At 73.2% G+C, this 21037-nt stretch carries 21 protein-coding genes and 1 pseudogene; 17 read left to right on the top strand and 5 right to left on the bottom strand.

Features of this window, described 5'->3' with window-relative positions; all coding sequences use genetic code 11:
• Nucleotides 1-48: 48 nt before the first annotated feature.
• Nucleotides 49-522 carry a cold-shock protein gene (locus IG88_RS0118635; protein WP_031042109.1) on the top strand — a complete coding sequence of 158 codons (474 nt, stop codon included), beginning with the start codon at nt 49-51 and terminating at the stop codon, nt 520-522.
• 216 nt (nt 523-738) lie between these two features.
• Here IG88_RS0118635 and IG88_RS44965 read toward each other — a convergent pair.
• Nucleotides 739-1170, bottom strand: a pseudogene (locus IG88_RS44965) (ATP-binding protein); the annotation flags it as partial.
• On the opposite strand from IG88_RS44965, the gene IG88_RS43405 reads away from it, so the two are divergent.
• Nucleotides 1069-1470 carry a hypothetical protein gene (locus tag IG88_RS43405; protein ID WP_158853977.1) on the top strand — a complete coding sequence of 134 codons (402 nt, stop codon included), beginning with the start codon at nt 1069-1071 and terminating at the stop codon, nt 1468-1470. The pseudogene IG88_RS44965 and the gene IG88_RS43405 overlap by 102 nt on opposite strands.
• Before the next feature lie 10 nt (nt 1471-1480).
• Here the strand turns inward: IG88_RS43405 and IG88_RS0118615 are convergent, their stop codons facing one another.
• Complete coding sequence (locus IG88_RS0118615) at nt 1481-1687, bottom strand: hypothetical protein (protein ID WP_031042106.1); 207 nt, start codon at nt 1685-1687, stop codon at nt 1481-1483.
• Between the two features lie 321 nt (nt 1688-2008).
• Here IG88_RS0118615 and IG88_RS0118610 point away from each other — a divergent pair, with 321 nt between their 5' ends.
• From IG88_RS0118610 to IG88_RS0118575, 8 genes are all read left to right on the top strand, one after another.
• The gene (locus tag IG88_RS0118610) at nt 2009-2452 is read left to right on the top strand and encodes an SRPBCC family protein (protein ID WP_031042104.1); all 444 of its coding nucleotides are present in this window, start codon (nt 2009-2011) and stop codon (nt 2450-2452) included.
• Between the two features lie 150 nt (nt 2453-2602).
• The gene (locus IG88_RS0118605; protein ID WP_031042100.1) at nt 2603-5077 is read left to right on the top strand and encodes an MFS transporter; all 2475 of its coding nucleotides are present in this window, start codon (nt 2603-2605) and stop codon (nt 5075-5077) included.
• 221 nt (nt 5078-5298) lie between these two features.
• Nucleotides 5299-6024 carry a class I SAM-dependent methyltransferase gene (locus IG88_RS0118600; RefSeq protein ID WP_031042098.1) on the top strand — a complete coding sequence of 242 codons (726 nt, stop codon included), beginning with the start codon at nt 5299-5301 and terminating at the stop codon, nt 6022-6024.
• A 100-nt stretch (nt 6025-6124) separates the two neighbouring features.
• Entirely contained in the window at nt 6125-6958 is an 834-nt protein-coding gene (locus IG88_RS0118595; RefSeq protein WP_031042095.1) for a M55 family metallopeptidase, read from the top strand.
• Entirely contained in the window at nt 6951-8282 is a 1332-nt protein-coding gene (locus IG88_RS0118590; protein ID WP_031042091.1) for a M20/M25/M40 family metallo-hydrolase, read from the top strand. Before IG88_RS0118595 ends, IG88_RS0118590 begins: the two co-directional genes overlap by 8 nt.
• Before the next feature lie 95 nt (nt 8283-8377).
• Nucleotides 8378-10333: a S9 family peptidase gene (locus IG88_RS0118585; RefSeq protein ID WP_234332192.1), complete on the top strand. Its 1956-nt coding sequence runs from the start codon at nt 8378-8380 to the stop codon at nt 10331-10333.
• A 5-nt stretch (nt 10334-10338) separates the two neighbouring features.
• Entirely contained in the window at nt 10339-11262 is a 924-nt protein-coding gene (locus IG88_RS0118580; protein ID WP_031042084.1) for a S66 peptidase family protein, read from the top strand.
• Nucleotides 11263-11281: 19 nt separating this feature from the next.
• Nucleotides 11282-11860, top strand: a complete 579-nt coding sequence (locus tag IG88_RS0118575; RefSeq protein WP_031042081.1) for a GNAT family N-acetyltransferase — start codon at nt 11282-11284, stop codon at nt 11858-11860.
• Here the strand turns inward: IG88_RS0118575 and IG88_RS0118570 are convergent.
• On the bottom strand, nt 11832-12179 hold the full coding sequence (locus IG88_RS0118570; protein WP_031042078.1) for a DUF6204 family protein: 348 nt from the start codon (nt 12177-12179) through the stop codon (nt 11832-11834). The two genes, IG88_RS0118575 and IG88_RS0118570, sit on opposite strands and share 29 nt — an antisense overlap.
• Nucleotides 12180-12337: 158 nt before the next feature.
• Nucleotides 12338-12688, bottom strand: coding sequence for a VOC family protein (locus tag IG88_RS0118565; protein WP_031042077.1), 351 nt, complete (start codon nt 12686-12688; stop codon nt 12338-12340).
• A gap of 80 nt (nt 12689-12768) precedes the next feature.
• Between IG88_RS0118565 and IG88_RS0118560 the strand changes: the two genes are divergently transcribed.
• Nucleotides 12769-13299 (top strand): phage holin family protein, encoded by a 531-nt coding sequence (locus IG88_RS0118560; RefSeq protein WP_031042075.1) that lies wholly within the window; start codon nt 12769-12771, stop codon nt 13297-13299.
• A gap of 82 nt (nt 13300-13381) precedes the next feature.
• Here the strand turns inward: IG88_RS0118560 and IG88_RS0118555 are convergent, their stop codons facing one another.
• On the bottom strand, nt 13382-14344 hold the full coding sequence (locus IG88_RS0118555; protein ID WP_031042074.1) for an LLM class F420-dependent oxidoreductase: 963 nt from the start codon (nt 14342-14344) through the stop codon (nt 13382-13384).
• A gap of 181 nt (nt 14345-14525) precedes the next feature.
• On the opposite strand from IG88_RS0118555, the gene IG88_RS0118550 reads away from it, so the two are divergent.
• The 6 genes from IG88_RS0118550 to IG88_RS0118525 all read left to right on the top strand — a co-directional run bounded on the left by IG88_RS0118550 (nt 14526) and on the right by IG88_RS0118525 (nt 21033).
• The gene (locus IG88_RS0118550) at nt 14526-16556 is read left to right on the top strand and encodes an FAD-dependent oxidoreductase (protein WP_031042069.1); all 2031 of its coding nucleotides are present in this window, start codon (nt 14526-14528) and stop codon (nt 16554-16556) included.
• The gene (locus tag IG88_RS0118545) at nt 16553-18400 is read left to right on the top strand and encodes a transketolase (RefSeq protein WP_031042068.1); all 1848 of its coding nucleotides are present in this window, start codon (nt 16553-16555) and stop codon (nt 18398-18400) included. The genes IG88_RS0118550 and IG88_RS0118545 overlap by 4 nt, the downstream gene beginning before the upstream one ends.
• Entirely contained in the window at nt 18397-19347 is a 951-nt protein-coding gene (gene ligD / locus IG88_RS0118540; protein WP_031042065.1) for a non-homologous end-joining DNA ligase, read from the top strand. Before IG88_RS0118545 ends, ligD begins: the two co-directional genes overlap by 4 nt.
• A 44-nt stretch (nt 19348-19391) precedes the next feature.
• Complete coding sequence (locus IG88_RS0118535) at nt 19392-19757, top strand: gas vesicle protein (protein ID WP_078861533.1); 366 nt, start codon at nt 19392-19394, stop codon at nt 19755-19757.
• A gap of 68 nt (nt 19758-19825) precedes the next feature.
• On the top strand, nt 19826-20263 hold the full coding sequence (locus tag IG88_RS0118530) for a gas vesicle structural protein GvpA (RefSeq protein WP_031042058.1): 438 nt from the start codon (nt 19826-19828) through the stop codon (nt 20261-20263).
• The gene (locus tag IG88_RS0118525; protein WP_031042055.1) at nt 20260-21033 is read left to right on the top strand and encodes a GvpL/GvpF family gas vesicle protein; all 774 of its coding nucleotides are present in this window, start codon (nt 20260-20262) and stop codon (nt 21031-21033) included. The genes IG88_RS0118530 and IG88_RS0118525 overlap by 4 nt, the downstream gene beginning before the upstream one ends.
• Nucleotides 21034-21037: the final 4 nt, after the last annotated feature.

Raw genomic sequence — 21037 nt, 5'->3', positions numbered from 1 at the left:
TACCCGTATTGCTGTTTGGCTGTTTGGCTGTTTGCGTGGAGGTGCGGTGTGTTGACGGTGGGTAAGGTCGTGCGGTTCGACGAGATCCGTGGTTACGGTTTCATCCGCCCCAGGGAAGGGGGCGAGGATGTTTTCATGCACGCCAATGACTTGCTCGATGAGAAGTTCCTGTACCAGGCGGGAAGCGACGTCGAATTCTCGATGGAGCAAGGCGACAAAGGGCTGAAGGCGTCCGAGATTCGCCTCATCCGGAAATCTTCGTCGAGCCGGCCGGTCGAACGCGCAACCGCGGCCGCCGCTCCCGCCCCCGCTTCCGCTCTCGCCCCCGCTCCGTCTCTGCCCACGCAGTACGCGGCGGACGGCACGGACGAGCATGTCGAGCTGCACTCCGTCGAGGAGTTCCGCATCGATCTCACCGAAGCGCTGCTGAACAGCGACGGCAGCCTTACGGTCGATCAGCTCAAGGAAGTCAGGTCCTGCGTCATCGACCTGGTGCGCAAGCGCGGCTGGGTCGTGGACTGAGCGACCGCATCGACGCGTCGGGTCCGGTGTGCCCCTGGCTCCCCAGGGGCACACCGGATTTTTTGATGAGCTTTTGATCAGCGAACCGGCCCGTGGCGTCCGTGGACGCCAGCTCCACGAGCGTCGTCGTGGGAGCAGGATCGAGGGGAGACGAGCTGCCAGTTCGCCGGCACCCGAGCCGGAAGGCCGGCGGATCCTGGGATGGCCGGTGTTGATGAGCCGGTCCAGCAGGGACTTCGCGACGACAGGGTTCGGGAACAGCGGATACCAGTCGCTCGGCGCCCCGTTGCTGGTCAGGATCAGCGACCTGCCTTGCCGCCCGGAGACGAGACCGTAGAGGTCGTCGGCCTCGGGCGCGGTGAGCCGGCGCATCGCGGAATCATTGAGGACGAGCACGTCGGGGCGGACGAACCCGTGCCTGCGCTTGTCCCTGCTGCTCGGCGAGCTCTGGAGCAGGGAAGGGCCGCCGGGAGCGGGGTTGTTGGTCAGTAAGTCTCGGAGAAGGCGGTGCGGAGTACGGAGAAGCGGGTGAGGAGGGCCACGCGGATGACGGGCAGCATGCGGACGGCCTGCACAGCGGCGTACCAGGGCGGGCAGACGCCGGGCAGTAGGTCGATGCCGGTCGATGCCTATGATCGCGATGGGCATGACGGCGGTGACGGCGCGGACGCGCTCGAAGGCACGGCGGGATCCGCGGGCGGCGGAGGCGGCCAGCCGGTGGACCAGAGGGCGACGATCGGGAGCAGAGCGGCCCCGACCCACATGAACGTGGTCACCGTGGCGCGCCGCGAGATGCCGGGACTGCCAGTCCTGATCCTCTCCCAGCACCTCGAACAGCTCTACGGTGAGGTCCCGCGGACCGCACTCACGATCCCCAGGCGGAATTACGTGATCGTGACGCCGGGGAAGTGCGTGACAAGTGAGGCACCCGAGCTGGGGACTTCGTGACCGCCGACAGTCACAGGCGCTTCGCTGTGCGGTTGCGCAGCAGCAGCCACTGACTCGCGACGGCGTCGCCCGAGCGCGTGGCCGGTCCGTGCAGCAGCACGGCGAAGGCCGTCCTCTCTGCCTTGTTCGGGGCGGCAGACCGGCCTGGCGCGTCCGGGGTCGGGAACGACCTCGTCATGCCCTTCCAGGCCTTGTCCGCGTTCGGAGTGCTGAGCATCGGCCCTCCCGGGGCTCAATAGGGTCGTGCAGTGCGGTGCACGCACGCGTGCGTGCACCCCCGGCGGGGGCTGACCGGCCACTCGGGCGCGATGTGCGCCGCCGGGCGAGGTGTGCGCCGCCCGGGCGTGGTCGGCGTCCGTGAGGTTCTCCCGGCGCATCGCGGCCTCCTCCGGCAGTACTGGCCGACACAATAGAACACTTGTTCCCTTGATCGTGCGGACGCGTCGCGCGGGGCCGCTTCACGCCCCCCGATTTGGTGGCCGCGCGGCGGGGTGGTTGGCTTGCCCCGAACCCGAGAACCAGGCCCTGGAGGAACCCGATGGCGCAGGTCGAGGCGACGACGGAGCGGATCGTCGCGGCGGACGCGGAGACGGTGTTCGACACCCTCGCCGACTACAGCGGCACCCGCGAGAAGCTGCTCCCCGAGCACTTCAGCGAGTACGAGGTCCGCGAGGGCGGCGACGGTGAGGGCACCCTCGTGCACTGGAAGCTGCAGGCCACCAGCAAGCGCGTCCGTGACTGCCTGTTGGAGGTCACCGAGCCCACCGACGGCGAGCTGGTCGAGAAGGACCGCAACTCCTCCATGGTCACCACCTGGCGGGTCACCCCGGCGGGCGAGGGCAGGTCCCGGGTCGTCGTGGTCACCACCTGGCAGGGCGCGGGCGGTGTCGGCGGCTTCTTCGAGAAGACCTTCGCACCCAAGGGCCTCGCCCGGATCTACGACGCGATGCTCACCAAGCTCGCCGCCGAGGTCGAGAAGTAGCCAAGGGGCAAGCGTGCGGCGCCTGTTGGGCGCCTCACCGGTTCGAGTGATCTCCAAGCGAACCTGCGGTACGTCCGTAACTCGTCGCACTTGTTCGCAGTTGTCGCCTCAGGTGGCAAATGTGAGCAGGTGTGACGAGGGGAGCGGTACGTGGGCGGGATCACTCTGGTGCAGGATCCGGTGCAGGACGGGCCGGTCGTCGCCGACCAGGCGCCACCCGGGCCCCCGGCCGCAGGGCCGGGCCCCGAGCCGGACCGGGCCCCGGAAGAGCGGGAGCCGGTCGCCGGGCTGAGCCCGCGCCGGGTGCGGCTGGTTTTCGTCGGGCTGATGCTGGCGCTGCTGCTGGCGGCGCTGGAGCAGATGATCGTCGCCACGGCGCTGCCGAAGATCGTGGGTGAGCTGCACGGCCTGGACAAGATGTCCTGGGCGATCACCGCCTACCTGCTCACCTCCACCGTCGGGCTGCCGATCTACGGCAAGCTCGGTGACCTCTTCGGACGCAAGGGCGTCTTCCAGTTCGCCATTCTGGTCTTCGTCGTCGGCTCCGCGCTCGCCGGACGCGCGCAGAGCATGGACCAACTGATCGCCTTCCGCGCGGTGCAGGGAGTCGGCGCGGGCGGCCTGATGATCGGCGTGCAGGCGATCATCGCGGACATCGTGCCGCCCCGCGAGCGCGGCCGCTTCATGGGGCTGATCGGCGCGGCCTTCGGACTCGCCTCGGTCGCGGGCCCGTTGCTGGGCGGCTACTTCACCGACCACCTCTCCTGGCGCTGGTGCTTCTACATCAACGTGCCCTTCGGCCTGGTCACCATGGCCGTCGTCGCCGTCGTCCTCAAGCTGCCCAGGCCACGGGTCAAGCCCCGCCTCGACGTCCTCGGCGCCCTGTTGCTCGCCGCCGCCTCCACCTGCCTGGTGCTGCTCACCAGTTGGGGCGGGACCGAGTACGCGTGGGGGTCGAGGACGATCCTCGGCCTCGCCGCCGGGGCGGTCGGCACCACCCTGCTCTTCCTGGTCGCCGAGCGCTTCGCCCCCGAACCGCTGATCCCGCTGCGCCTGTTCCGGGACTCCATCTTCAACGTCACCGCCCTGGTCGGACTCGTCATCGGTGTCGCCCTGTTCGGCGCCGCCAGCTATCTGCCGACCTTCCTCCAGATGGTCGACGGCGCCAGCGCCACCGAGTCCGGCCTGCTGATGCTGCCGATGATGGGCGGCGTCGTCGCCGCCTCGATCATTTCCGGACAGCTCATCAGCCGCACCGGCCACTACCGCGTCCACCCGATCCTCGGCAGCGCGCTGTCCGTCGTCGGCATGTGGCTGCTCTCCCGCCTCGGCACCGACACGCCCCGGCTGCACTACAGCATCTGGATGGCCGTCCTCGGCGCCGGCATCGGCATGGTGATGCCCGTCCTCGTCCTCGCCGTCCAGAACTCCGTGCGCCCCACCGACCTCGGCACGGCCACCAGCGCCAACAACTACTTCCGGCAGATCGGCGGCAGCGTCGGGGCGGCCGTCTTCGGCACGCTCTTCGCGGGCCGGCTCACCGACGCCCTGGCCGACCGGATCCCGGCCTCGACGGGGGACCACCTCCCCGACGCCGAGGCCATCACCCCCCAGCTCGTCCACTCCCTGCCCCCGGCGCTGCGCGACGCCTACATCGGGGCGTACGCCGACGCCATGCCGCGGATCTTCCTCTACCTGGTGCCGGTGCTCGTCCTCGGGCTCCTCATCGCCCTCTTCCTCAAGGAGAAACCCCTGGTGTCCCACAACGCCCCCGTCACCGAGCCGGAGACCGCCCAGCAGCCGCAGTACGCCCAGCAGGCGCAGCCCGCCGCCACCCAGGTCCCCCCGGCCCGGTCGCCCTACGCGGGCGGCATCCCCGTCTGCGGCACGGTGCAGCACCCCGACGGAACCGTCGTGCCCCGCGCGGCGCTCACGCTCATCGACGTCGGCGGACAGCAGATCGGCCGGGGCGCCAGCGGCGACGACGGACGGTACGCGCTGGCCACCCCCGGCTCCGGCGCGTACGTCCTGATCGCCGCGGCCGGCGGCCACCAGCCGCAGGCGGTCTCCGTGACCGTCGGCGAACGCCCGGTGGAACTGGACGTGGTCCTCGGCGGAGCCGGGCGCCTGGCCGGCAGCGTCATGACCGCCGACGGCAGCCCCGTGCGCGACGCGACCGTCACCCTCACCAACGTCCACGGCGAGGTCGTCGCCACCACCCGCAGCGGCCGGGAGGGCGGCTACGTCATCACCGAGCTGGTGGCGGGCGAGTACACCCTCGCCGCCAGCGCCCCCGCCTTCCGCCCGGCCGCGCTGCCGGTCAGCGTCCAGGCCGCCCGGGAGACCCGCCAGGACGTCGAACTGGCCGGCGGCGCCGTGCTGCGCGGCACCGTACGTGCCAGTGGCGGCCGGGTCGTCGAGGATGCGCGCGTCACGCTGCTGGACGCCGCGGGCAACGTGGTGGACACCCTGACCACCGGGCCCGACGGCACCTTCCGGTTCGTCGACCTGTCGTCCGGCGAGTACACCGTCATCGCGGCCGGATACCCGCCCGTCGCGACCGTCCTCCAAGTGGCGGGCGGCGGGCGCACCGAGCGCGACCTGCAGCTCGGACACGAGGACTGAGAACGGCCACCGCCGCCCGGTCGGCACCGGCCCGGTCCGCACCGGCCCGGCCCGCCGAGCGCCGCCGGTGCGGACCCGCGGGCGCATTCCTTCACCGCTCCTCCGGCGCGGACGACCGGTGAAGGAATGCGCCCGGCGCTTGTGGCCGTGCGCCGGGCGCGGTACACCGTACGGGCCCGTCGTCCCCGACGGGCCCTGCGTCGTCGCACCGGGGAGTGGGCATGAGCGTGACGAGTCGGTACCGGGACGCCTGGGAGGGCTTCTGGAACGAGGTCGAGGGGGACCAAGGGACGGTGTTCTGGGACGCGGAGCCGCCCCTGACCGCCGGGCGCCACCTGGCCCACTTCGAACCCCACCTGACCGACCCGGCCCTGCCGTTGATCGACCTGGGCTGCGGCAACGGAACCCAGACCCGCTACCTCGCCGAACGCTTCCCCCACGTCGTCGGCGCCGACCTGTCCGCCGCCGCCCTCGAACACGCCCGCCGTGCCGACCCGGCCGGGACCGCCGCCTACCGGCAGGTCGACGCCGCCGACAAGGCCGAGGCGGAGGCCCTGCACGCCGAGCTGGGGGACGCCAACCTCTACGTCCGCGGCGTGCTGCACCAGTGCGAGCCCGACGACCGCCGGTCCCTGGCCGACGCCCTCGCCGTGCTCCTCGGCGACCACGGCCGCCTCTTCCTGGTGGAGCCGTCCCCCGCGGCCAGGACCGTCCTGGCGGAACTGGCCGCGGGCCCCGCCGGGCCGCCCGCGAAGGTCGCCCCCGTCCTCCGCCACGGTCTGACACCAGCCGCCGTGCCCGACGAAGCGGTGCCGGAGTACCTGCGCGCGGCGGGCCTCACCGTGCTGGCGAACGGCGAACTCCCGCTGACCACCACGGAGTACACGCCGGACGGCACCCGGATCGAGCTGCCGTCGACCTGGGTGGTGGCGGGCCGGAGTGCGTGAGGCGGCGCCTGACCAGCGCCGACGGACCACTGGTCTGGACCGGTGAGAGTTGTCCACAGGCCTGGCTGAGGCTCGGCGGGACCGCGTAACGTGACGCCACATGAAGATCCTCATCAGTGCCGACATGGAAGGCGCCACCGGTGTCACCTGGCCGGCCGACGTGCTGCCGGGGACCCCGCAGTGGGAGCGGTGCCGGTCGATGTTCACCTCGGACGTGAACGCGGCCGTGCTGGGATTCTTCGACGGCGGCGCCGACGACGTCCTGGTCAACGAGGCGCACTGGAGCATGCGCAACCTGCTGCTGGAGCGGCTCGACGAGCGGACCGAGATGCTCACCGGCCGGCACAAGGCGCTGTCCATGGTGGAGGGCGTCCAGCACGGGGACGTGGACGGCATCGCGTTCGTCGGATACCACGCGGGTGCCGGCATGGAGGGCGTCCTCGCCCACACCTACCTCGCCAACCAGCTCACCGGCGTCTGGCTGAACGACGTACGCGCCAGCGAGGGTCTGCTCAACGCACACGTGGTCGCCGAGTACGGGGTGCCGGTGGTGCTGGTCACCGGGGACGACGTGGCCTGCGAGGACGCCCTCGGATACGCGCCGGAGGCGCGGAAGGTCGCCGTCAAGGACCACGTGTCGCGGTACGCGGCCGTGTGCCGCACGCCGGCCAGGACCGCCGCCGACATCCGGGCCGCCGCCAAGGACGCGACGGCGCTCGCGGTGCGGCACGAGCCGGTGAGCGACGGGCCCTTCACCCTGGCCCTGGAGTTCGACGCCGAGCACCTCGCCGCGGCCTCGACCGTCGTGCCCGGGGTGGCGCAGGTCGGGGAGCGCAAGGTGGCGTACACCCACGACACGATGTTCGAGGCGATCCGGACGTTCAAGGCGGTCACCACGATCGTCTCGGCCGCGGTGGAGGAGCAGTATGGCTGAGCACACGGGCACCGCAGCCCGGACCGGCGGGCAGGCACTGGACGAGGTCGTCCGGTTCACCTCCGAGCTGATCCGGATCGACACCACCAACCGGGGCGGCGGCGACTGCCGGGAGCGGCCGGCCGCCGAGTACGCCGCCGCGCGGCTCGCCGAGGCCGGGATCGAGCCGACGCTGCTGGAGCGGACCGAGGGCCGCACCAACGTCGTGGCCCGCATCGAGGGCACCGATCCGTCGGCCGACGCGCTGCTGGTCCACGGTCACCTGGACGTGGTCCCCGCCGAGGCCGCCGACTGGAGCGTGCACCCCTTCTCCGGGGAGATCCGCGACGGGGTCGTGTGGGGGCGCGGCGCGGTCGACATGAAGAACATGGACGCGATGATCCTCGCGGTCGTCCGCGACTGGGCCCGGCAGGGGGTGCGGCCCCGGCGGGACGTGGTGATCGCGTTCACCGCGGACGAGGAGGCCAGCGCCGAGGACGGCTCCGGCTTCCTCGCCGACCGGCACGCGGCGCTCTTCGAGGGCTGCACCGAGGGCGTCAGCGAGTCCGGCGCGTTCACCTTCCACGACGGGGCCGGGCGGCAGTTCTACCCCATCGCCGCCGGCGAGCGCGGCACGGGCTGGCTCAAGCTCACCGCACGCGGACGCGCCGGGCACGGATCCAAGGTGAACCGGGAGAACGCGGTCACCCGGCTCGCCGCCGCGATCACCCGTATCGGCGGCCACGAGTGGCCGCTGCGCCTGACGCCGACCGTGCGCGCCGCCCTGACCGAGATCGCCGCCGTCTACGGCATCGAGGCCGACCTGAGCGACGTCGACGCGCTGCTCGACAAGCTCGGCCCGGCCGGACAACTGGTCGAGTCCACCGTCCGCAACAGCGCCAACCCGACCATGCTGGACGCCGGTTACAAGGTCAATGTCATCCCGGGAGAGGCCGTCGCCCATGTCGACGGACGGTTCCTGCACGGCGGCGAGGACGAGCTCCGCAGCACCCTCGACCGGCTCACCGGACCGGATGTGGAGTGGGAGTTCGCCCACCACGAGGTGGCCCTCCAGGCACCGGTCGACTCGCCGACCTACGCCCGGATGAGCGCGGCGGTCCGGGAGTTCGCGCCCGAGGGGCACGTCGTGCCGTACTGCATGTCCGGGGGCACGGACGCCAAGCAGTTCTCGCGACTCGGCATCACGGGCTACGGCTTCGCCCCGCTGAAGCTGCCCGAGGGCTTCGACTACCAGGCCCTCTTCCACGGCGTGGACGAACGGGTCCCCGTCGAGGCGCTGCACTTCGGGGTCCGCGTCCTGGACCGATTCCTGCGTACGGCCTAGGGACCCGGAACCGGCGGCCGGAACCCCGCGTCCGGCGGGACCCGGAGCCGCCCCCGCGACAAGGAGCTGGAGGAGAAGTGGAACTGGAGGAGTCAGTGCGGACTCTTTCGTACGGATCGTGGCCCTCGCCCGTCGACGCGGCCCTCGCCGCCGCGCACGACGGACGGCCCGACGACGTCGGCTTCGTCGCGGACGAGGTGTGGTGGACCGCGCCCCGGCCCGCCGAGGGCGGGCGGCGCACCCTGGTGCGGCGGCACACCGACGGCACCGAGGAGTCGCTGCTGCCCGCGCCGTGGAACGTACGCAGCCGCGTCATCGAGTACGGCGGCCGGCCCTGGGGCGCGGCCACCACCGACACCGGCCCGCTCGTGGTCTTCGTGAACTTCTCCGACCAGCGGCTGTACGCCTTCACCCCGGGCGGCGGCGCACCGCGCCCGCTGACTCCGCTGTCCACGGTGGGCGGCGGACTGCGCTGGATCGAACCCGACCCGCGCCCCGGACGCGGCGAAGTCTGGTGCGTCCTGGAGGAGTTCACCGGCGAGGGCCCCACCGACGTGCGCCGCGTGCCCGTGGCGGTGCCGCTGGACGGCTCGGCGGCCGACGACCGGGGCGCGGTGCGTGAACTCGCCCCCGAACGGCAGCGCTTCGTCACCGGGCCCCGTCTCTCCCCCGACGGGAGCCGCGCCGCCTGGCTCGCCTGGGACCACCCCCGCATGCCCTGGGACGGCACCGAGCTGATCGTCGCCGAGGTCGGCCCCGAGGGCGTGTTCCGGGACCCCCGGACCGTCGCGGGCGGGCCCGAGGAGTCGATCGCCCAGGCCGACTGGGCACCGGACGGCACCCTGCTGTACTCCTCCGACCGCACCGGCTGGTGGAACCTCTACCGCGACGGGCAGCCCCTGTGCGCCCGCGAGGAGGAGTTCGGCGGTCCGCTGTGGAAGCTCGGACAGCGCTGGTTCGCGCCCCTGGACAGCGGCCTGATCGCCGTCCTGCACGGCCGTGGCGCCGCCGCCCTCGGCATACTCGACCCCGAGACCGGCGAGGTCGTCGACGCGGCGGGCCCCTGGACCGAGTTCGCGCCGGCCCTCGCCGTGCACGGCGAGCGGGTCGCGGGCGTCGGTGCCGGCGCGCACAGCGGCTACGAGGTCGTCGAGCTGGACACCCGCACCGGCCGCGCTCGCGTGATCGGCGCCCCGCACGAGGACGCCACCGACCCGGCGTACTACCCGAAGCCGCAGATCCGCACCTTCCCGGGTCCGGGCGGACGCGAGATCCACACCCACCTCTACCCGCCGCACAACCCCGTCTGCCGGGCCCCGGACGGCGAACGGCCGCCGTACGTCATCTGGGCGCACGGCGGCCCCACCAGCCGCTCCCCGCTCGTCCTGGACCTGGAGATCGCCTACTTCACCTCCCGCGGCATCGGCGTCGCCGAGGTCAACTACGGGGGCTCGACCGGGTACGGACGGGAGTACCGCAACCGGCTGCGCGGGCAGTGGGGCGTCGTCGACGTCGAGGACTGCGCGGCCGTCGCCCTGGCCCTCGCCCGGGAAGGCACCGCCGACCCGGAGCGGCTCGCCGTGCGCGGCGGCAGCGCGGGCGGCTGGACCTCCGCCGCGTCGCTGGCCACCACCGACGTCTACGCCTGCGGCACGATCCTCTACCCGATCCTCGACCTGACCGGCTGGGGCACCGGGGAGACCCACGACTTCGAGTCGCAGTACCTGGAGAGCCTGATCGGCCCGTACGCCGAGGTCCCCGGCCGCTACACCGAACGGTCGCCCGCCGAGCACGCCGAGCACGTCACCGCCCCGTTCCTGCTGCTCCAGGGCCTGGACGACGTGATCTGCCCGCCCGTTCAGTGCGAGCGGTTCCTGGACCGCATGGCGGGCCGCGGGGTGCCGCACGCCTACCTCACCTTCGAGGGCGAGGGGCACGGATTCCGCCGGGCGGAGACCATGGTGCGCGCACTGGAGGCCGAACTCTCGCTGTACGCACAGGTCTTCGGGCTCACCCCGCCCGGTGTCCCCGCCCTGGAGCTGAACCGGTGAGCCGGGTGCGGGAGCTGGCCCGGCCGGCCCGGCTCGCCGCCGGTGCCCGGGTGGCCGTCGTCGCGCCCAGCGGGCCGGTGCCCGAGGAGCGGGTCCAGGCGGGCCTGGACGTGCTCCGCGGCTGGGACCTCGACCCGGTCCTGGCGCCGCACGTGCTGGACCGGCACGGCACCTTCGACTACCTCGCGGGCACCGACGCCCACCGGGCCGCCGACCTCCAGGCCGCCTGGTGCGACCCGTCCGTGGACGCGGTGCTGTGCGCCCGCGGCGGCTACGGCGCCCAGCGCATGGCCGACCTGCTCGACTGGGAGGCGATGCGCGCGGCCGGACCCAAGGTGTTCGTCGGCTTCAGCGACATCACCGCGCTGCACGAGGCGTTCGCCACCCGCCTCGGCCTGGCCACCCTCCACGGGCCGATGGCGGCCGGGGCCGACTTCGTCAAGAACACGCGGGCGCAGGAGCACCTGAAGGCCACCCTGTTCGCCCCGGAGACGGTCCGCGAGATCGCCTCCGGCGGCACGCCGCTGGTGCCCGGCCGGGCCCGGGGCGTCACCCTGGGCGGCTGCCTGACCCTGCTCGCCGCCGAACTCGGCACCCCGCACGCCCGTCCCTCGGCGCGCGGCGGGCTGCTGTGCCTGGAGGACGTGGGGGAGGAGGCGTACCGCGTCGACCGCTGCCTCACGCAGTTGCTGCGCGCCGGGTGGCTCGACGGGGTCGCCGGGGTGCTGCTCGGCTCCTGGGAGGAGTGCGGCCCCTACGAACGGCTGCGGCCCCTGCTGGCCGACCGGCTCGGCGGCCTCGGCGTGCCGGTCGCCGAGCACGCCGGGTTCGGGCACTGCGAGGGCGCGCTGACCGTCCCGTTCGGCATACCGGCGCAATTCGACGCGGACACGGGTACTTTGACCCTCGACCGTCCCGCGCTGCGCTGACCGACGTAGGCTGACCCGCATGCCGCACATCCCGCCCCGCCACCTCGCCGAGGGCCCGCGCGTGGGCATCCGGCACTTCACCCACGACGACGCCGCCGAGTTCACCGCCCGGGCCCGGGAGAGCAAGGACCTGCACCACCCCTGGCTCTTCCCGCCGGACAGCGTCCAGGCGTACGAGGCCTACGCGGGCCGGTTGATCGAGGACCGCACCAAGGCGGGGTTCCTGGTGTGCGAGAAGGACCCGGACCCGGCCTCCGGGAGCACGCCCGGCGGCTCCATCGCCGGGTTCGTGAACATCAACAACATCGTCGAGGGCGGGTTCCTCAGCGGTGCGCTCGGCTACGGCGCCTTCGCGCACGCGGCGGGCCGCGGGCTGATGCGCGAAGGGCTGGACCTCGTGGTGCGGTACGCCTTCGGGCCGATGCGGCTGCACCGACTGGAGATCAACGTCCAGCCGGGCAACGCCGCCTCGATCGCGCTGGCCCGCGCCTGCGGGTTTCGCCTGGAGGGCTTCTCGCCGCGGATGCTCTACATCGACGGCGACTGGCGGGACCACCAGCGCTGGGCCATCACCGCCGAGTCCGTGACTTCCGGTTGACCTTCATCGTGTCCAGGTCCGTCACCGTGGACCGCAGATCGCGGAACCCGTAGCCGAGGCCGCGCAGCGCGACCTCCGCCCGGTCCTCCGCGATCGCGCCCGCCATCTCCTCGCCGTCCGCCGCGTCCGACACCACCACGTAACGCATGGAGAAGTGCTTGAGCGGCGCGGGCTCGTAGGACAGCGATCCCTCCTCGGTGAACCGCATGCTCGCCATCCCGTGCTCGCCCGCCTCGGCCAGCAACCGGGCACGGGCCTCCTCGGCCAGACCGTCCCAGGTGCCCCGGACGATCACCCGGTAGGTGTGCTGCTCAGCCACGGACTGCTCACTCACGTGCCGCTCTCCTCCGTCGTCTCGGCCGTCGCCTCCATGCGCGGGCCGACCGCCCGACCCTAAGCCCGCCGCGGCGCCGCGCCCAGCGGTTATCCGTGAGCCACGACGTCCGTTCCGCCGTCCCCGGACCCGCCCGGACCCGCCTACTGCTGCCGCCGGTCCACGTACTCGTAGATCGTCCCGTCCGGGTGCCGGGCGATCAGGTTGCGGCCCGCGGGCGTGGCGACCGGGCCGGCGATGATGTCCGCGCCCAGTGAGCCGAGGACCCGGTGCGTCTCCTCGACGTCCGTCACGGCGATGGTCGCGGCCACCTTGCGCAGCACCTCGAGCTGGGACTCGGGCCCGCTCATCAGCAGGAAGCAGCCGACGGCGGCGACTTCGACGCCACCGCGTTCGAAACGGAGGGCCTCGCCGCCGGCCAGTCCCTCGTAGAAGGGGATCGCCTTGTCCAGGTCGTCGACGTAGATGCGCAGTGTGGCTCCCAGAATGTCCATACGGAGGAGCCTAGTTGGGACCGCCCGCCGCGCACCTCCCGTCCGGCCATGGAAGCCGGAGCCGCGGGTACCCGCACCGCATGGACCGCATAGATCACTTGGAACACCTGGACAGGCAACTGGTCGACGAACTGGCGCAGGTGGCACGCGAGACCGTGCGCGACGAACTGCGCGAACAGACCCGCAGACAGCGCCGCAGGGCCGCGCTGTACGCCGCGTCCGACACCGCCGCCCTGTACGCGGGCGCCGCCGTCGCCCTCGCCGTGGGACTGGCCCTCGCCCTCGTCCTGCCCGGCTGGGCCGCCGCACTGATCACGGCCGTCCTCCTGGGCGTCGTGGCCCAGTTGCTGCGCGGTGCGGCCCGGCCGCACACCTCCGGGCCGGGCTCCGCCCACGGCACCGGCCCGGGGCACGTGGCCGGCGGCGGTGCGCCCGCCGCACCGCCCGGCGGACTCGGCATGCCGTACCCGCCGGTGCCGCCCGTGGCGCCCGGCGGCGCGGGCGGCGCGACCGGTGCCCCGGGCGCGGGCACGCCCGCTCCGGGCGGCACCGGCCCGGCCGCCCCGCGCCAGGACGACATCGACCCCGAGGCGCGGCACGGACGCGGCTGACCGGCCACGGACAGGGGTGCGCCCCGCACGGACAGTCGGTCCGTGCGGGGCGCACCCCTGTGCCGTCCGGCGGGCGTGTGCCTCAGGCGGCCTGCTGGAGCTGCGGCAGTACCTTGGTGCGGTAGAGGTCGAAGAAGCCGCGCAGGTCCGGGCCGATCTGGTTGACGTAGACGCGGTCGAAGCCGGCGTCGGCGAACTTCCGCAGTTCCGCGACGTGTTCGTCCACGTCGGCGCCGCACACGCGGTTGTCGCGGACCATGTCCTCGGTCACCAGCGTCTGGGCCTGCTCGAAGTGCTTGGGCGAGGGCAGCACCTGGCCCAGTTCGCCGGGCAACTGCTCGTTGGCCCACAGGCGGTGCACCGTGCGTACGGCGGCGTCCTTGTCGGTGTCGTAGCAGACCTTGGTGCCCCCGCTGACCAGTTTCCCGCCACCCCCGCCCTTGCGGTACTGCTCCACCATCGCGGCGTCCGGCATCATCGTGATGTAGCCGTCGCCGACCCGGGCCGCCAGCTTCGTCGCCGCCGGGCCGAACCCCGAGATGTCGATCGGCACCGGCTCGTCCGGCACCGTGTACAGGCGGGCGTTCTCCACCGTGTAGTGGGTGCCGTGGTGGTTGACCTCCTCGCCGCTGAACAGCCGGCGCATGATCAGGATGGCCTCCTCCAGCATCTCCAGGCGGACGTGCGCGGCGGGCCAGGCGTCGCCGAAGATGTGCTCGTTCAGCGCCTCGCCGGTGCCCACGCCCAGCCGGAACCGGCCGTCCGTCATCACCGCGCTGGTCGCGGCGGCCTGGGCCACCACCGCCGGGTGGATGCGCACGGTCGGGCAGGTCACCGCCGTTTCGACCGGCAGGGACACGGCGTCGGACAGGGCGCCGATCACCGACCAGACGAACGGGCTCTGGCCCTGTTCGCCGTTCCAGGGGTGGTAGTGGTCGGAGATCCACAGCGCCTGGAATCCGGCCTGCTCGGCCATCCGCGCCTGCTCGATCAGCTCCGCGGGACCGTACTGCTCGCACGAGAGGAAATAGCCGTACTCGGGCATGAGGGTGCCTCCGGACAGGAAGAGGGTGGGTCCGGGGCCGGGTACCCGGGCGCGGGGCCGGAAACCGGCGGCGCGGCGGCTTCCTCGCCCGGGGGCCGCCGCCCTCCCCGCGGACGTTTGGGCACCCCGGCCCAGGGGACGCGGAAGGCTCACGAGGTACGCGACAGCCCGGAGGCGAACCGTGAGCCGACCCCGCATCGTGATCGTCGGTGCCGGCTTCGCCGGGTACCGGACGGCCCGCACCCTGTCCCGGCTCACCCGGCACCAGGCCGACATCACCGTGCTCAACCCGACCGACTACTTCCTCTACCTGCCCCTGCTGCCCCAGGTCGCCGCCGGAATCCTGGAACCGCGCCGGGTCAGCGTGTCCCTGTCGGGCACGCTCCCGCACGTCCGGCTGGTGCTCGGCGAGGCCGACGGCATCGACCTGGACGGGCGCACCGTGCACTACACCGGCCCGGAGGGGGAGGAGGGCACCCTGCCCTACGACCGGCTGGTGCTCGCCGCGGGCAGCGTCAACAAGCTGCTGCCCGTCCCCGGCGTCGCCGAGCACGCCCACGGCTTCCGCGGGCTGCCGGAGGCGCTCTACCTGCGCGACCACGTGACCAGGCAGATCGAGCTGGCCGCGGCGACTGACGACCGGGCCGAGTGCGCCGCGCGGTGCACGTTCGTCGTGGTCGGCGCGGGCTACACCGGCACCGAGGTCGCCGCGCACGGCGCGATGTACACCGACGCGCAGGTCCGCAAGCACCCGATGCGCACCGGCATGCGGCCCCGCTGGATGCTGCTGGACGTGGCGCCCCGGGTCATGCCGGAGATGGACGAACGGCTCTCCCGCACCGCCGAGCGGGTGCTGCGGCAGCGGGGTGTCGACGTGCGGATGGGGACCTCCGTGAAGGAGGCCACGCACGACGGGGTGGTGCTCACCGACGGGACGACCGTCGCCACCCGCACGCTGGTGTGGTGCGTGGGCGTGCGGCCCGACCCGCTGGTGGAATCCCTGGGGCTGCCCATGGAACGCGGCCGGCTGCTCGTCGACCCCCACCTCCAGGTGCCCGGGCGGCCCGAGGTGTTCGCCTGCGGTGACGTCGCCGCCGTGCCCGACCTCGACCAGCCGGGCCAGTACACCCCGATGACCGCGCAGCACGCCTGGCGGCACGGGAAGGTCTGCGCCCACAACGTCGTCGCGTCGCTCGGCAGGGGGCAGCGGCGTGCCTACCGCCACCGTGACCTGGGGTTCGTCGTGGACCTCGGTGGTGCCAAGGCCGCCGCCAACCCGCTGGGCCTGCCGATGTCCGGCCCGGCCGCGGGCGCGGTCACCCGCGGCTACCACCTCGCCGCGATGCCGGGCAACCGCGTCCGGGTCGCCGCCGACTGGCTGCTCGACGCGGTGCTGCCCCGCCAGGCCGTACAGCTCGGCCTCGTACGGTCCTGGTCCGTACCGCTGGAGTCGTCCTCGCCCGAGGTCGCGCGGGTACCGGGGCGGCCCGGGAAGGACGCGGGAGGGACCGGCGAGCCGGCCCGGAGCCCCTCCACCGGCGAGCAGCCCGCCGCCAACCGGCACGGCGGTCGCCCCGACGGCGAACAGCCGAAGGCCCCACCGGACGGTGACCTGGAGAAGGCCCGACCGGACGGTGACCTGGAGACGGCCCCACCGGACGGTGACCTGGAGAAGGCCCCACCGGACGGTGATCCGGAGAAGACCTCACCGGACGGTGATCCGGAGAAGGCCCGACCGGTCGGTGAACCGGCCAGGAATCAACCCGGGGGCGAGTCGGCCAAGGCGCAGCCCGGCGGCGAGCCCGCCAGGAACCAGCCCGGCGGTGAACCGGCCAGGAATCAACCCGGCGGTGAACCGGCGAAGCGTCAGCCCGGCGGTGAACCCGCCAAGAACCAGCCGCACGGCGGGGCTGCCAAGAAGGGGCCGTCCGGTTCGCCCCGCGCGTCCGGCAGGCCCCGTCGTGCCGTGGAGGCCGCCGGAGCGCAGCGTCCCGCCCGGGGCGGCTCCGCCAAGCCGGGGAAGACCCCGCGCGGGGCCGGCGCGGGCACCGGCGGCAAGCGGCCCACCGCCTCGTCCGGACCGAGCCGCGCCGCGGGCCCGCCCGCCGAGCCCGGTCCCGAACCCCCGGCGCACCAGCCGCCCCCCGGACCCGACATCGCCCCCGGCCCCGTCAGGCGCACCGACGGCCGCGGCGCGGAAGGAGACTCATGAACACCGGTGAACTCGTCGACCTCGGACAGCAGTTGCGCGTCGACAGCGTACGGGCGTCCGCCGCCGCGGGCTCCGGACACCCGACCTCGTCGATGTCCGCCGCGGACCTGATGGCCGTACTGCTGGCCAACCACCTCCGCTACGACTTCGAGCGCCCCGACCACCCCGGCAACGACCGCTTCGTCCTCTCCAAGGGTCACGCCTCGCCCCTGCTCTACTCCGCCTTCAAGGCGGCCGGCGCCATCGACGACCGGGAACTGCTCACCTTCCGCAAGCAGGGCAGCCGCCTGGAGGGGCACCCCACGCCGCAGCGACTGCCGTGGGTCGAGACGGCCACCGGTTCGCTCGGCCAGGGGCTGCCCGTGGGCGTCGGCATCGCGCTGTCCGGCAAGCGGCTGGAGCACACCGACTACCGCGTGTGGGTGCTGTGCGGCGACAGCGAGCTGGCCGAGGGCTCGGTGTGGGAGGCCGCCGAGCACGCCGGACACGAGCACCTCGACAACCTCACCGTGATCGTCGACGTCAACCGCCTCGGCCAGCGCGGTCCCACCCGGCACGGCCACGACCTCGACGCCTACGCGCGCCGTTTCCGGGCCTTCGGATGGCACACGGTCGAGGTCGACGGCCACGACGTCGACGCCGTCGACCGCGCCTACGGCGAGGCCCTGTCCACCAGGGGACAGCCCACCGCGATCATCGCCCGCACCCTCAAGGGGAAGGGCGTCGCGGCGGTCGAGGACCGCGAGGGACAGCACGGCAAGCCGCTTCCGGAGGCCGAGGAGGCCGTCGCCGAACTCGGCGGACCCCGCGACATCGAGGTGCGGGTGCACGCGCCCGAGGCCGCCCGGGCCCTGCACTCGACGGGCACCGGGCAGACCGAGCTGCCGCGCTACGACCCGGGGGACGAGGTCGCCACCCGCAACGCGTTCGGCGAGGCGCTCGCCGCCCTCGGCACCGCGCGCGGCGACGTCGTCGCCCTGGACGGGGAGGTCGGCGACTCCACGCGGGCCGAGTTCTTCGCCAAGGAACACCCCGAGCGCTACTTCGAGTGCTACATCGCCGAGCAGCAGATGGTCGCCGCCGCGGTGGGGATGGCCGCGCGCGGCTGGGTGCCGTTCGCCACCACGTTCGCCGCGTTCCTGACCCGCGCCCACGACTTCGTGCGCATGGCCGCGATCAGCGGCTCCGGCATCAACCTCGTCGGCTCCCACGCGGGCGTCGCCATCGGCCAGGACGGGCCCAGCCAGATGGGGCTGGAGGACCTCGCGATGATGCGGGCCGTCCACGGCTCGACCGTGCTGTACCCGTGCGACGCCAACCAGGCCGCACGGCTGGTCGCCGAGATGGCGGGCCTGGAGGGCATCCGCTACCTGCGCACCTCGCGCGGCGAGAGCAAGGTGATCTACGGCCCCGACGAGGAGTTCCCCGTCGGCGGCAGCAAGGTGCTGCGCTCCTCCGACGCCGACCGGCTCACCGTCGTCGCGGCCGGGGTGACCCTGCACGAGGCGCTCGCCGCGGCCGACGCCCTCGGGCGGGACGGCATCCCGGTCCGGGTGATCGACCTCTACTCGGTCAAGCCCGTCGACCGGGCGACGCTGCGGGCGGCCGCCGAGGAGACCGGCTGCCTGGTGACGGTGGAGGACCACCGGCGGGAGGGCGGCCTCGGCGACGCCGTCCTGGACGCGTTCACGGACGGACGGCCCGTGCCCCGGCTGGTACGGCTCGCGGTCACGACGATGCCGGGCTCGGCGACCCCGGCCGAGGAACTGCACGCCGCCGGGATCGACGCCGAGGCCATCGAGGCGGCCGCACGGATGCTCGTGGAGCAGGCGATCGTGCCGTGAGGGCGAGCGGCGGCAGCGGCGGCGGGACGGGGACGAGGACCGTACGGGCCGGCCGGCGCACCCTGGAGATCCACCGGCCGGACAAGGTGCTGTTCCCGGCCGGTGACGGCGGCGCCGAGGCGTACACCAAGGGCGATCTCGTCGACTACTGCCGTGCCGTCGCCCCGTTCATGCTGCCCCACCTGCGGGGCCGCCCCCTGATGCTGGAGCGGCATCCGGACGGGATCGACGGACCGCGGTTCATGCAGAAGAACACCCCGGAGCACTACCCGGAGTGGATCGGCCGGGTCGAGGTCGGCAAGGAGGGCGGCACGGTCTGCCACACCGTCTGCGACGACTCCGCGACCCTCGTCCACCTCGCCGACCAGGCCGCGCTCACCCTGCACCGCTGGCTGTCCCGGACCGGGCGGCTCGACCGGCCCGACCGCATGGTCTTCGACCTCGACCCGGCCGGGGACGACTTCGAGACGGTCCGGACCGCGGCCCGGCTGCTCGGGGAGCTGCTCGACGAGCTGAGGCTGCCCTCGGCGCCGATGACCACCGGGTCCCGGGGGCTGCACGTCGTCGTCCCCCTGGACGGCCGCCAGGACTTCGACGGCGTGCGGGAGTTCGCGCGGGCCGTCGCCGACGTCCTGGCCGCCGCCCACCCGGACCGGCTCACCACCGCCGCCCGCAAGAAGGACCGCGGCGACCGGCTCTACCTCGACATCCAGCGCAACGCCTACGCCCAGACCGCGGTAGCCCCCTTCACCGTGCGCGCCCTGCCAGGCGCCCCCGTGGCCACGCCCATCACCTGGGACCAACTGGACGACCCGGGGCTGCACGCCCGCCGCTGGACCGTCGCCGACGCCGTGGAACAGGCCCGCACCCGGCCCTGGAGCGGGCTCACCGGCCGCACCCGGGCCCTGGGCCCCGCCCGGCGACGCCTGAACGCCCTGCGCGGCTGAGGTTTGGCGCCCACGCATACGGCCACCCGAGTGACGAGGTGGCCATGACGAACACCAAAAAGACGCCCGAATCCCAAGATTCGCACCGAAATTCACGCGAGACACAGGACTCGCACGAGTCGCACACATCACAGAAGTCTCATCGTCCCAAGCCTATGGAGGTTCTGCGCGAGGCGCGAGCCCAGCTTGCGGAGCTCACCGGCATGACGCCCGAGTCCGTGTCGTCCTTCGAGCAGACGGAGGAGGGCTGGGCGCTGGAGGTCGAGGTCCTGGAGCTGGAGCGGGTGCCCGACACCATGAGCCTGATGGCGAGCTACCAGGTGGACCTGGACGCCGAGGGACAGCTCACCGGCTACCGGCGCGTACGGCGCTATGAGCGCGGTCGGTCCGACGCCCGCGGCGGCCGCTAGACCGGCGCACCGCGCCCGCCCCGTACACGCGAACACACCACACCCGACACGATGGAGGAACAACCGGCATGACTGTCGTACCGGCACAACAGACCGGCGGCGGAGGCGGCAGCAGCGGCCTCTACGACGTGCTTGAGCTTGTTCTGGACAGGGGGCTCGTCATCGACGCGTTCGTGCGTGTCTCCCTGGTCGGCATCGAGATCCTGAAGATCGACGTCCGTGTCGTCGTCGCGAGCGTGGACACCTATCTGCGCTTCGCCGAGGCATGCAACCGGCTCGACCTGGAGGCCGGGCCGCGCAAGGACCCGGGGCTGCCCGACCTGGTCGGCGAGATGACCGAGTCCGGCGCCCGGGGCAAGTCCAAGGGGGCGCTGTCCGGCGCCGCCGAGACCATCTCCGACGCGTTCAAGCAGGCCCGTGACGAGGGCGGCTCCGAGCGTGAGACCTCGTCGCGTCCGCGTGCCCGCAAGGCCGCGCGCTCGCGCCGGAAGGAGGAGCAGGAGTGAGTACGTACGTCTACGGCATCACCGCCGCCACGCATCCCCCGCTTCCCGAGGGCACGGGCGGAGTCGGCGACCCGCCGCGCGAGGTGCGGATCCTCAAGGAGGGAGACCTGGCGGCCGTCGTCAGCGACGCGCCCGAGGACCTGCGTCCCAAGCGCAGGGAACTGCTCGCCCACCAGAACGTACTCAGCGAGATCGGCGCGGACGGCTGTGTGCTGCCGATGCGCTTCGGCAGTGTCGCCCCGGACGACGAGACGGTCACCGGGGTGCTCGCCGAGCGCGCCGGGCACTACGGGGAGCGCCTGAAGGCGCTGGACGGCCGGGTGGAGTACAACATCAAGGCCACCCATGTCGAAGAGGCCGTGCTGCACCACGTGATGGCCCAGAACCCCGAGATCCGCGCCCTGGCGGAGTCCAACCGGCAGGCCGGCGGCGGCACGTACGAGACGAAGATCCAGCTCGGCGAGATGGTCGCGGCCGCGGTCAAGGACAAGGAGGCCGAGGACGCCGGCACGCTGGAGCGCGCCCTGGAGCCGGCCGCCGACGCCGTGAGCGTGGGTCCCGAGTCCACGGGCTGGCTGGCCAACGTCTCGTTCCTGGTGAAGCGGGAGGCGGCCGACGCCTTCCTGGCCGCCGTCGAGCGGGCCCGCGCCGAGATGCCGCACCTCGAGGTCCGCGTCAACGGCCCGCTGCCGCCGTACAGCTTCGTCGAGCCCGGACCGGCGGAGCCCGCGGGCACCGCGGCCGGCGGGGCGGGCGCCGGAGCGGGGTGAGGAC

Source organism: Streptomyces sp. NRRL F-5650 (assembly GCF_000721365.1).
GTDB classification, from domain to species: domain Bacteria; phylum Actinomycetota; class Actinomycetes; order Streptomycetales; family Streptomycetaceae; genus Streptomyces; species Streptomyces ardesiacus.
This window is presented reverse-complemented; position numbering and strand designations above follow the sequence as displayed.